Origin of the sequence: Sanguibacter sp. HDW7, from assembly GCF_011300875.1 — a bacterium.
Classification (GTDB): domain Bacteria; phylum Actinomycetota; class Actinomycetes; order Actinomycetales; family Cellulomonadaceae; genus Flavimobilis.
Map to the genome: position 1 here is coordinate 2,558,562 of NZ_CP049862.1, position 13,379 is coordinate 2,571,940.

General features: G+C 73.7%; 8 protein-coding genes. 3 read left to right on the top strand and 5 right to left on the bottom strand.

What is annotated here, in order from left to right:
* Positions 1–157 precede the first annotated feature (157 nt).
* The gene (locus G7063_RS11625) at positions 158–391 is read left to right on the top strand and encodes a hypothetical protein (protein WP_166414534.1); all 234 of its coding nucleotides are present in this window, start codon (positions 158–160) and stop codon (positions 389–391) included.
* Between the two features lie 198 nt (positions 392–589).
* Here the strand turns inward: G7063_RS11625 and G7063_RS11630 are convergent, their stop codons facing one another.
* From G7063_RS11630 to G7063_RS11645, 4 genes are all read right to left on the bottom strand, one after another.
* Entirely contained in the window at positions 590–1,933 is a 1,344-nt protein-coding gene (locus G7063_RS11630) for a hypothetical protein (RefSeq protein ID WP_166414535.1), read from the bottom strand.
* 139 nt (positions 1,934–2,072) lie between these two features.
* The gene (locus G7063_RS11635; protein ID WP_240916059.1) at positions 2,073–2,993 is read right to left on the bottom strand and encodes a glycosyltransferase family 2 protein; all 921 of its coding nucleotides are present in this window, start codon (positions 2,991–2,993) and stop codon (positions 2,073–2,075) included.
* Positions 2,990–8,122 carry a PKD domain-containing protein gene (locus G7063_RS11640; RefSeq protein ID WP_166414536.1) on the bottom strand — a complete coding sequence of 1,711 codons (5,133 nt, stop codon included), beginning with the start codon at positions 8,120–8,122 and terminating at the stop codon, positions 2,990–2,992. Before G7063_RS11640 ends, G7063_RS11635 begins: the two co-directional genes overlap by 4 nt.
* Positions 8,123–8,268: 146 nt before the next feature.
* Entirely contained in the window at positions 8,269–8,970 is a 702-nt protein-coding gene (locus G7063_RS11645; protein ID WP_166414537.1) for a hypothetical protein, read from the bottom strand.
* Between the two features lie 213 nt (positions 8,971–9,183).
* Between G7063_RS11645 and G7063_RS11650 the strand changes: the two genes are divergently transcribed.
* Together G7063_RS11650 and G7063_RS11655 are read left to right on the top strand one after the other, a co-directional pair.
* Entirely contained in the window at positions 9,184–10,125 is a 942-nt protein-coding gene (locus tag G7063_RS11650) for a glycosyltransferase family 2 protein (RefSeq protein WP_166414538.1), read from the top strand.
* Positions 10,126–10,226: 101 nt separating this feature from the next.
* The gene (locus G7063_RS11655) at positions 10,227–11,822 is read left to right on the top strand and encodes a polysaccharide biosynthesis tyrosine autokinase (RefSeq protein ID WP_240916283.1); all 1,596 of its coding nucleotides are present in this window, start codon (positions 10,227–10,229) and stop codon (positions 11,820–11,822) included.
* A 25-nt stretch (positions 11,823–11,847) separates the two neighbouring features.
* On the opposite strand, the gene G7063_RS11660 is transcribed toward G7063_RS11655, so the two are convergent.
* Positions 11,848–13,299, bottom strand: a complete 1,452-nt coding sequence (locus G7063_RS11660) for a lipopolysaccharide biosynthesis protein (RefSeq protein WP_166414540.1) — start codon at positions 13,297–13,299, stop codon at positions 11,848–11,850.
* Positions 13,300–13,379 lie beyond the last annotated feature (80 nt).

Sequence of the window (13,379 nt, forward strand, 5' to 3'; positions counted from 1 at the left end):
CGGCCCCGAGTCTACGCCCGCGCCCTCCCCCGACCACCTGAGCGTTGCCGCCCCGGATCACCCCGGCGGTCACCCCGCCCGCCCCTGTCGACTGATCCCGCCTCCTCGACACGATCGACCCAGGCCGGAGAACCCGGCACCGACCCAGGGAGGACCGATGTTCGCCGAGATCTACGCACCCGCGGCCGCCGTCATCGTGCTGTCGCTGCTCACCCTCATGATCGCTACGCGCCGCGCGCACCGGCACGCAGCCACACCGTCGACGCCGGCCACGCCGCCCGTCACGTGGACCCCGGCGGCCCACCTCGACACCTCGTTCCCGCTGCCCCGTCGCCAGGCCGACGGCACGTGGTCCGAGGTCTGGAAGGACGCCTGGGGCGACGCGCGCTGAGTCGACCTCGTCCTCACCGACGATGCCCGGCCTCCCCGCAAGGGTGGGCCGGGCATCGTCGTTCCGGCGCGTGGGGGCGCGGACCCCTCGAAAGCGCCGCGCAGCAGGCGCGCCTCAGCAGGCAGACAACCGTGGCGCGGGTCCCGTCGCGGCCACGGACGGGCAGCGCCGCACGCGCCGGTCGTCACGCTCCAGCCGTCACACGGACGACGCACGCGCCTCCTGCGCGGGCCCGGCCGCGACCGTGCGTGCCGAGAGCAGAAGTCCCAGCAGCAGCGTGAGGAAGACCATCGTGCTGTAGAACGGCGCGAAGAGCAGGTCCCACAGGACCCGCAGGCTCAGCAGGACGACGAGCGCCGAGGCGGTCCCGTCGACGATCCGCACGAGCAGCCCCCGGCCGACGACCACGAGCAGGGTGATCCCGAGCACGACCCCCGCGATCCCGCACCACGCCCACAGGTCGCCCACGACCGAGTGGACCTCGACGCCGCGTCCGAACATGTACCGCTCGACGTAGCCGTTGTTCGGGTCGTACCCGAGCCCGGACATCCCGATCTTCGCGACCCGCAGCTCGTGGGAGCTCGGCAGCACCCCGAACCCGAAGCCCTGGGGCCGCTCGCGCAGGAGCGAGAAGGTCGCGCCCATCTCGGGCCGCGACCCGACGAGCATCGACCCCGACTGCTCGATCTGGCGCGCCGAACGCTCCGCAGCCGCCGTCCCGAGCGCGCCCTCGAGCGCGAGCGCCTGCCCGAGCTGGTACGCCACGCCGCCGAGGAGCGCGACGACGAGGAAGAGCCTCAGCACGCTCCCGCGACGCGTCAGGCGGCCGCGCCGGCGCCGCGCTCGATCCCGCCACTCCTTGCCGACGATGATCGCTGCCGTCATGAGCACGACGCCGAACATCGAACGCGAGTCGTTCATCGCGCACAGCCCGCCGATGACGACCAGCGCCGCGACCTCGAGCCAGCGCCTGCGCCACATCCAGGCGATCGACAGCAGGACGACCGCGACCGGGACGGACAGCGTGAACTTCCACGGGTTGACCGGGTTGAGGTGCATCGCCGCTGACGCGAGCATCCCGAGCCCGAAGAACAGCCCGACGGCCGGGTCGGACCACCTCCTGCGCGCCCAGAGGATGACGGGGATCCCGAAGGTCACCCCGAGCAGGTGGAACGCCCCGTCACGCATGACGTTCGGCAGGACGGTCGCGTCGGCGTCCGCGACCTGGGTGAGGACGAGCCCCGCGGCGATCGTCACGAGCCACAGCGCGAAGAGCGCGGTCGCACCACGGAAGTGCCGCAGCGCCCCGAGCAGGACGGGAGAGAGACCGACGGCGAGGACCGTTGCGACGGTGAGTCCCCCGACGACGGGGTACCAGGTGCCGGCGGCGACGACGAGCGCGGCCGCGAGGAGCTTCTCGACGACGCGCGCACGAGGTGCCTCGGGTCCCCACGCCGTACCCGGGTCGACGAGCCGCGCGACACCCTCGAGGTGGGCGTCCGGCGCGTTCCGCAGGTCCGAGGAGCCCAGGGACTCCGACACGAGGTGGACGTCCCCACGTTCTCGCCGGTCGCCGGGAGCGTGCGGGCGGGAGGCGGCGCGGTCACCGAGGACCGCACTGCCGTCACTGGTCCCGGACACGTTCACCGGACCGACCTCCTCCCGCGCTCCTCGTGACGCCTCAGCGGCGGTACTCCTCGTACACACCGCCGAACGCCGCCGCCACCATCCCAGCACCTCGGGCCGCCGTCCGCACCCCCCGTGCCTGATGGCCGGGCCGGCGAGCGACCGTCCCGACCGCAGCCCGCAGCGCCCCGCCGCCGATCCGCACGACGCCCGCCGACGCACCCCGCGCCCGGCGACCGAGCTGCGCGACCGTCGACGGCGCCTGGTGGACCGCGACGCGGACGCGCGAGTTGCCGCTGCGGAACGCGCGGCGCAGGACCCAGCGGCGCGTCGCACGCTCGGCCGGCACGACGTCGAGCACCGCGGCCTCGTCGCACCAGAACAGCCTGCCGCCCGCAGCCGTGAGCTCGCTCGTGAACGCGGTGTCGGAGCCGCCCGAGACCCGGAAGGCGTCGTCGAACCGCGTGCCGTGCTCCCGCACCGAAGGGAGGTCGAGGAGGAGGTTGCCGGTCCCCGCGAGCGGCAGGACCGTACCCGTCGGGTACCTCTTGCGCTCGAAGAACCGTCCCGCAGCGATCCACGGGTCGAGCTCTCCCTCGATCTCGCCGAGCACGGGGCCGACGACGCCGGCCCCGCCGAAGCGCTCGTGCGCCCCGAGCATCGCGTCGAGCCAGCCCGGCGAGGGCCGCTCGTCGTCGTCGAGAAAGATGAGCACGTCGCCCGTCGCCTCGTCGAGCGCCCGGTTGCGTCCCGCGACGATGCCCGGCTCAGGCTCGTGCACGTAGCGGACCGGGTCCCCCGCCTCGCGGAGCCGATCAACGACGTCGCGCGCGGACGGCTCGGAGTCGTTGTCGACGACGAGCACCTCCGCCCCCGGCACCTGTGCGACCTGCTCGAGGACGAGCGGGAGCGTGCTCGCGAGGCCCTCGGGGCGTCGGAACGTGAGGATGCCGACCGTGATGCGTGCCGCCGTCACGGGACCTCCTTGACGACAAGGTCATCCCACGCGACCGTGACGGTCGGCGCGCCGGCCGCTCCGCCCACGTAGGCCTGGAGACCGATGCCGCCAGCCGACTGGAGGTCGGCGGTCGAGTCGGTCACCGTGGCACGCCACGCGGTCGGCTCGGCCGTGCCGTCGACCCACGCCTTCGCGCGGATCGTCGTCGGGCTCGCGCCCGTCACCTGGAGCCGCACGCGGTACCGGGTGCCGGGCTCGAAGGTCAGCCCGTCGAGCACGCCGCCCGCGAGCGCCGTGATCGTCGAGACGCCGCGCCCCACGTGGAGCTGGAGCGAGTCGTCAGTCCCGACACGGAGCCGTGCGACGTAGCCCGTCGTGCCGCTCGTGCGGGCTGCGAGCGTCCAGAAGCCGGTGCCGGACCCACGGACGTCGGCGCCGACGACGACCTCCGAGTCGACATCACGGGCGCTGAGAGCGCCGAGCCGCGCGACGCGAGTCGCCCCCGGGGTGAGGGCCATGAGGCCCTGACCGCCCGCGACGGAGTAGGACGACTGCGGGTTCGCGGACGTCCATGCCCCTCCGGTGGCGGCGGTGCCCCAGCCGTTCGACACGGTCCGTGCGAACACATCCTCGACGAGCGCCCCGGTCGGCGCCGTCACCGTGACGTCGTGCGAGACCGAGTCGGTCGCGCCGTCGTCGTCGGTGACCGTGAGCCTGACCGTGTACGTCCCAGCCGTCGCGTACGTGTGCGACGGCGTCGCACCCGTCGCGGTCTGCCCGTCACCGAGCTCCCACGCGTACGAAGCGATCGTCCCGTCCGTGTCGTCCGAGCCCGTGCCGTCGAGCTCGGACGCAAGGCCCGTCGAGCTCGACGTGAACCGGGCGGTCGGCGCGACGTTCGCGGGCGGGGTGCCGGTGCCCGGCCCCGTGCCGGGCTCACCGGCCCAGAGGTCGTCCCACGAGGCCGTCACGACGGGCGAGCCGGTGGCTCCTCCGACGTAGACCTGCGCGCCGATCCCGCCGGCCTGCTGGAGCCCGGCCGTCGAGTCCGTCACCGTCGCCCGCCAGTCGGCGGGCTCCGGGGTGCCGTCGGCCCAGACCTTCGCCCGGATCGTCGTCGGGCTCGTGCCCGTCGTCTGCAGACGGATGCGGTACTTCGTCCCGGGCTCGAACGTCAGGCCGTTGACGACGCCGCCCGCGAGGGCGGTGATCGTCGAGACGCCACGACCGACGTGGAGCTGGACCGAGCCGTCCGTGGCGACGCGCAGGCGGCCGACGTAGCCGGTCGTGCCCGAGGTCCGGGAGGCGAGGCTGATGAAGCCGGTGCCTGCCGGGATCCTGTCGAGCGACACGGTCGCCTGCACCTCGACGTCCTGGGTCGAGACCGACGAGAGCCGCGCGACGCGGGTCGCCCCGGCCGGGAGCGACATGCGCCCCGTGCCCGAGGCCACCGAGAAGGCGGACGTCGGGGCGGCCGCGGTCCAGTCGCCGCCCGTCGGGGCAGAGCCCCAGCCGTTCGACACGGTGCGTCCGAAGGCGTCCTCGACGACCGCGCCCGTCGGCTCGGCCACCGTGACGTCCTTCTGCGTGACCCCGGTCGCGCCGTCGTCGTCCGTCACGGTGAGCTTCACCGTGTACGTCCCGGCCGCCGCGTAGGTGTGCGACGGGGTCTTCCCGGTCGCGCTCTGCCCGTCACCGAGGTCCCACGCGTACGAGGCGATCGTGCCGTCCGTGTCGAAGGAGCCCGAGGCATCGAGCGCCACCCCGAGGTTCGTCACCGTCGACGTGAAGTCCGCGGTCGGCGCGACGTTCGGCGGCGGCGCGGCCACCGTGACGTCCTTCGACGTCGTGGCGGTCGCTCCGCGGTCGTCCGTCACCGTGAGCTTCACGGTGTAGGTGCCGTCGGCCGCGTAGGTGTGCGACGGGGTCTTCCCGGTCGCGCTCTGCCCGTCACCGAGGTCCCACGCGTACGAGGCGATCGTGCCGTCCGGGTCGTCCGACCCGGAGGCGTCGAGCGCGACGCTCAGCTCGGTGACGTCGGCGGAGAACGCCGCGGTGGGCGTCTCGTTCGGAACCGTCCCGGAGCCGACCGCGTGGTGCGACGCGACCGTCGCGTCGCTCAGCTGGCGCGCGTAGACCGCGACCTCGTCGATGTCGCCCGCGAGCGTCTGCGAGGACGAGCCCCACGTGTTGTCGCCGCCCACGCGCCACCAGCCCACGTAGTTCTCCGCGCGGGTCTGCGGGTTCGTGCCGACGAGCACACCGTCGACGTAGAGCCGCATGCCGGAACCGCCGAGGCTCGAGACGACGTGGTGCCACTGGCCGTCGTTGTACGCCTGCGCGGACGTCGCGCGGAACTCGGCGCCCCGGTAGACGCCGAAGACGATCCGGCCGTCGTCCTGCATGTACGTGTGACGGTCGTAGCTCGTCGAGGTGGTCCCCGTCGAGTTGCCGAAGCCGACGATGCGACCGCCCTGCGTCGACGTCGTCCTGAACCAGGCCTCCGTCGAGAAGCTCGTCGGGTTGCCGACCTGCCGGGACGCGACGATGCGCGCAGGGGTGCCGAAGCGGAACGCGGCGTTCTGGACGTCCGCGAGCGCACCCGCGACGCCGTACGTCACGGTGCCGCCGAGCGTGCCCGGCTGGCCCGACCGCGAGGAGTCCGCGACCGTCGTCCCCGACGTCTCGGCGAGGCGCCAGAACAGCTCGGGCGAGTCGCCGTAGACCGCTGCGCCGTACGCGTCCGCCGGTGCCGGCGGGACCACGACGGTCCGTCCGGCCGCCGCGACGTGGTCACGGACCTGCGCCGGGGTGAGCACGCGGCCGTCGTAGACGGCGACCTCGTCGACGTCACCCGTGAGGCTCGAGCTCGTCGGTACCGACGGCCACCCGCTGAGCGAGTCGCCGCCGACGCGCCACACGCCGTTGTAGGCGTCTCCGGTGCGGATGTCGTCACGGGACCCCACGAGTCGTCCGTCGACGTAGAGCGCGAGCCCGTCGCGCTGGCTCATCGTGGCCGCGACGTGGTGCCACTGGCCGTCCGTGTAGCTGGCGGGCGAGACGACCGTCGAGCGACCGTACGTCGCGACGCCGAAGACCACGCGGCCCTGGGAGTCGACGTAGACGTGACGGTCGTTCGTCCCGGAGCTCCCCGTCGACGACGAGCCGAAGCCCACGATGCGGCCGCCGCGCGACGAGGACGTGCGGAACCAGGCCTCGACCGAGAACTCGATCGGGGCGGGCTCGGCCGTCGTCGCCGCGGCCCACGAGGTGCTCGAGCCGGACAACGTCCGCGCCGAGCCCTCCTGGCCGGTGAGCGCGGTCGCCGCACCCGTGCCGACCCCGGCGCGTGCGGTGAGGTTCCGAGAGCCGACGGTGTCCACGACCGTCGTGCCGCTCGCGTCGTCCATGCGCCAGTACGACGACGGTCCGTCATCGAGGACCGCGCTGGCGTAGGCGCCGAGCGAGCCCGAGCCGGCGATCGTCACGCTCACCCAGTCGGACCAGGCGACGTTGCCCGCCGCGTCCGAGGCGCGCACACGGTAGCGGTGCGTCGAGCCGTTCGCGAGGCCGCTGTCGACGAACGTGAGGGTCGGCCGCTTCCAGAACGACGCCGTGACGGTGCGTTCCTGGACGATCGTCGACTGGTCGTCGCGGTAGAGGCGGTACGAGAGCTCCTCGTCACCGCGGTCGAAGTTCGCAGGCCAGCGGACGAGCGCCGTGCCGGCCGCGGGCGACGTCACCACGAGACCCGCGGTCGCGCCGCCGTACCGCGGACCGTCGGTGTCGGGCGTCACGCTGCGCTTGGCGAAGCGGACGAGTCCCTGCTGCGCAACGTTGTTGACGCGCGTGAACTCGCCGCCGGCCACGAGGTAGCCGCTGCCCGAGGCGAGCGACCACGGTCCCTGGCCCTGGCCCGTGAAGGTGCCCGTGTTGAACTCCGGGAACCAGTCGAGCATGTCGGGGCGCGGCTCGCCGTCGTGGTGGCCGTAGCCGTAGATGTCGGCGACGTTCGTGTCGCCCGACGCCGCCTTGGAGACCGCGGTGCCGTAGTTCATGCGCCACGGGTTCGTCTGCGGGTACCCGCCCGAGTTGGCGCAGTAGTGCTTGTGGCTCGCGGTGTAGACCGCGTCGTCGAGCGGAGCGCTCGCGTACGAGTCGCCGTGGCAGTCCTCGACCCACGTGAGCGAGCCGTCCGACCACCGCCCGGCGAATGTCCCCTCCGTGTTGCCGCCCGAGCCGAAGTGGTAGCCCGTGCCGTAGAAGTTGTCGCCGTCCGAGCTCAGCGAGTAGACCGACGACGACGCGCCGCCGTTGCGGATCTGGGTGTTGATGGGCGTCGCGATCGTCGCACCCGTCGCCGCGTCGACCCGCACGAGGCCGTAGCCGGGGTTCGACGAGCCACCGACCGTCGTGAAGCTGCCGCCGACGACGACCGAGGTGCCGTCGGGCGAGGCCTCGAGCGCCTGGACGCGGCCGTCGTCGACCGCGACCGAGAACGGGAGCGTCGCGCCCGTCACCGGGTGGACGGCCGCGACCTTCTGCCGCAGGACGCCGTTGACCGTCGTGAAGATCCCGCCGACGAAGACGCCGCTCGACGACACCGAGACGTCGAGCGCGGTCGCGTTGAGCACGGGGCGGAACGCGAGGAGGGCACCCGACGCCACGTCGAACGAGGCAAGACGGTAGCGGGTCTCACCGTTGACCGCGGTGAAGGTGCCCGCGGCGTAGAGAGTCTTCCCGTCCGGCGAGAGAGCGAGACCTCGAACAGCCCCGTTCGCGGTCGGCGCCCATGGCAGGAGCGTTCCGGTCCGGACGTCGTAGGCCATGAGGTTGCCCCGCGCCTGGGTCTGGGTGCCCGCCGCGGCACCCGGCGGGCGCGCGGTCGTGAACTCCCCGCCGACGAAGACGGTGTTCCCCGCGACGACCTGCGCCCACGCGACGCCGTCGATCTGGGCGGTGGGCAGGCCCGCCGAGCCCACGACGTCGGCCTTCGACGACCGGGCGGGACCGGGGGCGACAGCTGTGTCGACGGTCGGCGACGCGGCCGCGCTCGTCGCGGGGACGAGCGCCCCGAGGAGTGCGGTCGCGACGACGGCGAGCACGGCGGCTCCCCGTCGGGCACTGGTGCGATGCTTCGTGCTCATGTGGACCTCGGTGTCTGAGGAGGGGTGGCGCAGGTCTGTCGTGGGCCGTGGGTGTCCGGCCGGAAGAATGCGTGCGGTGCGCGAGGTCGCGGGCGCCCGATGTCGGCGGCGGCCAGCGGCGCCGCCGGCGCCCGCAGGCCGGGGCTTCACCGGGTCCCCCGGAAGACGACGACGCTCTCGGCGTCGGCGATGTCGACCTCGACCTCGAGGCGGCCGTCGCGGTCGTCCGTCCGGAAGACGTACGTCGCACGGACCGTGTCGTCCTGCGCGAGGGTCCGAGGCAGCGCGACGAGGCCGGGACCCGAGAGCGCCGAGGTCGGCAGCCGGTCCTTGCCCGTGTAGAGGTTGACGACCGCGCCTCGGAGGTCGATCGAGCGCTTCGTGGCGTTCGTGAGCTCGACGGTCACGCGGAGCGCGTCGCCCGCGGTCTCGCCCGGGCCTTCGGCGGTGCCGGCGACGTCCTCGACGTCGACGAGCCGCGCGGTGAGCCCGGGTGCGGGCTCGGCCGCGGCCTCGAGCCCGACCGTCTTCGCGCGCGGGCGGTCGACCGACGGGACGGGCTTCGGCGCGGCCGAGGGCTTGTCAGCCTTCGTGGGTGCGTCCGTCGGCTCCGACGTGGAGGTCGAGCCAGGCTCACCGGCCGGCGTCGACGTGCCGACGCTCGACCCCTCGACGGTGTTGCCCGCGGGTGTCGTCGCGGACGGCGCTGCCCCGGGCGTCGTGGGCACGTCCGGGTCGCACGCGACCGTGGCGAGCGCGAGCGGCACGCTCAGAAGCGCTGCGACGACCGCCCTGCGGCCGCTCAGCCGTGGTACGGCACCTTGCGCCGGTCCTGTCCGACGGTCCATCCCTGGTCCCCCTTGATCGCCCCGTGCCACGGTCCTGCCGCAGCCTCATCCGATATTCGGGGACCGCCCCGGGGCGAGAGCCGGTTCTCGGGGTCGAGTCACCCGACGCTCACCCGGGGCTCACCTGCAGCCACCCGGCGGGCGGCGGCACACCTCGATAGGTTGACGAGGGTTCGGCAGGGGTCGTCACGTGCCGAGAAGGGACAGGGAACGATGCGAGCGCTCGTCGTCGTCAGCTACGGCTCGTCCGACCTCGTCGCCGAGAACCTCTCCTCCTGGACGGGGGGCGCGGCCGAGGGCTGGCGCGTCGTCGTCGTCGACAACGCGACGACGGCCGACGAGCGCCGCCGCATGACCGGGCTCGCGCAGGCCTCCGGCTGGACCCTCGTCGCACCCGACGCCAACCTCGGGTTCGGCGGCGGCTGCGCAGCAGGCGTCGCGGCCGCCGGGGACGTCACGAGCATCCTGCTGCTCAACCCGGACGCGCACGTCGACGTCGCGACGGCCGACGCGCTCGCCGGACGCGTCGAGGCCGACACTCGCCTCATGCTCGCCCCGCGCATCCTCGACAGCACGGGACGTCCCGGATTCAGCGGCGCCCGGCTCGACGTCCGCAGCGGACGGTCGCGCGCCTGGAGCACGTCGGGCGGGGTGCCGTGGCTCACGGGGGCGTGCCTCGCGCTCGGGTCCGAGGCCTGGCACCGGCTCGGAGGCATCGCCCACGAGTACTTCCTCTACTGGGAGGACGTCGACCTCGGCTGGCGCTGGGACGCGGCGGGCGGACGCAGCGAGATCGCCGAGGACCTCCGCTGCGTCCATGACCCCGGCGGTACTCAGCGCGGCAGGACGGCCTCGCGGGCGAAGTCCCCGACCTACTACTACTACGACACCCGCAACCGGCTCGTCTTCGCGCGCAGGCACCTGCCGCGCCGCGACCGGGCCCGCTGGGCGCTGCACGCGCCCGGCTACGCATGGTCGTGCCTCATGCGCGGCGGCCGGCGACAGCTGCTCGACCCGGCCGCGACGCTGTGGCCTGCGCTCCGCGGCACCCTCGCGGGGCTCGTCGCGCTCGTCGGACCTGCACGGTCGTCGCACGCGGGTGAGGGTGGGGTCGGGGTGGGAAGAGGGCCGAAGGGGCGCGCTCACCCCTCCTGAGTGGTTCGATCTGAGAAGGCCCGACTCAGGGTCGCCTGGTTCGTGCCTCGTCCGAGGTCGACCCGGGCACGCGAACACCGGGGGGTGGACACGTGGAACTCATGGACTTCGTGGCGACGCTGCGCCGACGCTGGCTCGTCATCATGATCGTCGCGGTGCTCGGCGCCGGCGCAGGCTTCGCCATGGCGCGGTCGACGCAGCCTCTGTACAGATCGACGACCTCGTCGTTCGTGTCGCTCACACAGGGCACGTCCGTCGCCGAGCTCGTCCAGGGAACGACATACACGCAGAACCTCGTGCAGTCGTTCACCCAGCTCGCGACGATGCCGGCGGTCCTCGACCCCGTCATCAACGAGCTCGGGCTCACCACGACAGCGCGGGCGCTCTCGCGGTCCGTCACCGCAGCGACGCCGCTCGACACGATGTTCATCGAGATCACCGCGGTCTCGCCCGACCCTGCTCTCGCCGCCGCGACCGCCGACGCGGTCGCGGCGAGCCTCGCACGGCAGGTCAAGGAGATCACCCCGGGATCCGCCGACGAGCACATCGTCCGGCTCACGGTCGTCGCGCCCGCCGTCGCAGCGTCGGTCCCCTTCACCCCGAACACGAAGCGCACCGTCGCCCTGGGCGGTGCCGGCGGGCTCGCGATCGGCGTCTTCGTGGTGCTCGCGCTCTCGCTGCTCGACACGCGCGTGCGCCGCACCGCAGACCTCCCGCAGCGCTCCGACGCCGTCGTCCTGGGCCTCATCCCCCGCGACCGCGACGCACGCAAGGGCCGGCCCGCGCTCGTCGCCGAGCCCGACGGGCACGTCGCCGAGTCCTACCGGCGCGTCCAGACCAACCTCCAGTTCATCAGCGCGGCCAGCCGTGTGAGGTCGCTCGTCGTCTCCTCGTCCGTCGCGGGCGAGGGCCGGACGACCGTCGCGATCAACGTCGCCGCCGCGCTCGCCGAGAAGGGGTCGCGCGTCCTCCTCGTCGACGCGGACCTGCGGAGCCCGTCGATCGCGCTCCACACCGGGCTCGATCCCCGCGACGGGCTCACGACGGTGCTCGTCGGCGAGTCCGACCTCCGTGACGTCGTGCGACCGTGGGGACCCGCCGGGCTCGACATCGTCGTCGCTGGCGACCTCCCCCCGAACCCGGCGCAGCTCATCGACTCCGCCGCCATGCAGTCCTTCCTCGACGAGGCGACCGCGCTCTACGACGCGGTCATCCTCGACGCGCCGCCGCTGCTGCCGTTCACCGACGCGGCCGTCCTCGCCCGGCACACCGACGGTCTCGTCATGGTCGCCGGGACGTCCCGGGTCCGTCGCACGCAGGTCGCGACCGCGCTCTCGATGCTCGACACGATCGACGCGACGTGCCTCGGCATCGTCCTCAACGGCGCCAACGCGCTCGAGTCGGGCACGCAGCACCGCGCGGCCGCAGCACGCAACCTGCGGGCACGCTCGTCCGCACCGGCGGCGACGTCGACCGGTCCGCGGACCGCTGCAGCGGCTCCCGTCGGGCAGCAGCCGCTCGCCTCCCGCACCGGCGGCTACGGTCGCCGGGCGGCCCTTCCCGAGGGCCGCGGCGCAGCAGACACCCGGAGCGCCTCCGGCCAGGACCCTCGCGCCCAACGCGACGCCTCGCCCGCGCCCACGTCCGGTCCCGCAGCACCCGGGCACGGCGGCGGGACGGTCCGCCAGAGCGCCTGAGCCCTGCACGGGTGAGCCGACGCCGTCAGCGGCGTCGGCTCACCGCCGCGCGCACGACCACGACGACGTCGGCGGCGTCCCTGCGGATCGCCGGGACGACGAGCACCGCGCCGAGCGCGGCGGCACCCGCGGCGAGCCCCACGAGCAGTACGAGCCATGCGGCCCCGTGGACGAGCGTCGTCCCGGCGTGGGCAGCGAGCGCCACGAAGGCTCCGACGCCGAGGACATGCAGCGCACCGGTCGCGAGCCGGCGTCCCGGGAGCGGCGCGTGCCGTGAGAGCCAGGCGAGCGACAGCGGCCACTCGATCGCGTGCGCCAAGGTGTAAGCCGCGGCGACGCCGACGACGCCCCACGTGCTTCCCGCGACGACGAGGACGACCTTGAGCGCGACCGTGACGAGCGTGTAGCGGAGCAGGAGCGAGGACAGCCCGAAGACGAGGTAGACCCAGTAGCAGACGTACGCGAGGGTCTGCAGGAGCGCCGACGTCGCCATGAACCGCACGAGCGGCGCCGCGCCGTCCCAGCCGTCGCCGAGGAGCACCGCCGTCGCTGGGCCCGCCGTGCCGACGAGCAGCGCGGCGCCGATCATCACGGGGTACGCGAGGGCGAGCTGGGCCCGCACGAGGTACCGCCGCAGCCGGTCCGGCTCGTCGACGAGGCGCGCGAGCACGGGCAGCGCGATCGAGGTCGTCGGTGCCCGCACCTGCGAGACCGGGGTCATGACGAGGCGGTAGGCGCGGTCGTACAGGCCGAGAGACGTCGGGCCGAGGCGAGTGCCGATGACGAGCGCGTCGACGTTGTTGCCGATATAGACGGCGATCTGGGACGCGGCGAGGCTGCCGCCGAACCGCCAGAGCTCTGCCATCGGCACGCCGCGACGTGGCCGCGACGGGATCCAGCGGCACAGCACCGCGCACGCGACGAGGACGACGAAGGACTGCGTGACCTGCTGCGCGGCGAGCGCCCCGACGCCGGCCCCGGCGAGTGCGAGGACGATCGCGACGACGGCGCCGACGACCTGCGAGCCGACGTCGACCGCCGCGATCGCCCCGAAGCGGAGTCGACGCTGGAGGTCAGCGCGCAGCTGCGCGGTGAGCCCGTTGAGGAAGAACACGACGGCCACCTGGCGGGCGACGGGCACGACGTCCTCGCGGCCGAAGAGGTGCCCGACGAGCGGGGCGCCGGCGAGCAGCGCGGTCATGAGCACCGTGCCGATGAGCGTGTTGGCCCAGAAGAGGTTGGAGCGCTGCGCCTCGGTGAGGTGCTTCGAACGCACCGCGGCGGTCGAGAGGCCAAGGTCGCGCACGACCTCGCCGACGCCGACGACGACGAGCACCATCGCGATGACCCCGTAGTCGGCAGGCGTGAGGAGCCGCGCGAGGACGACGACGGAGAGCATCTGCACCCCGACTCGCGCGACCTGCGCCGCGACCGTCACGCCGGCTCCGCGCGCGGCGCGTCGGCCCAGTTCCTCCACGTGCTCCCCGTCCCCCACGTCGTGCTGCGGTACGTCGCGAGTCTATGACCGCGCTGCGGCCCCCACCTGCGAGATCGGGG

Coding starts and splice junctions, on each gene's coding strand:
- G7063_RS11645 (WP_166414537.1), bottom strand. CDS start 8,970: ATGGACCGTCGGACAGGACCGGCGCAAGGTGCCGTACCACGGCTGAGC.
- G7063_RS11640 (WP_166414536.1), bottom strand. CDS start 8,122: ATGAGCACGAAGCATCGCACCAGTGCCCGACGGGGAGCCGCCGTGCTC.
- G7063_RS11650 (WP_166414538.1), top strand. CDS start 9,184: ATGCGAGCGCTCGTCGTCGTCAGCTACGGCTCGTCCGACCTCGTCGCC.
- G7063_RS11625 (WP_166414534.1), top strand. CDS start 158: ATGTTCGCCGAGATCTACGCACCCGCGGCCGCCGTCATCGTGCTGTCG.
- G7063_RS11655 (WP_240916283.1), top strand. CDS start 10,227: ATGGACTTCGTGGCGACGCTGCGCCGACGCTGGCTCGTCATCATGATC.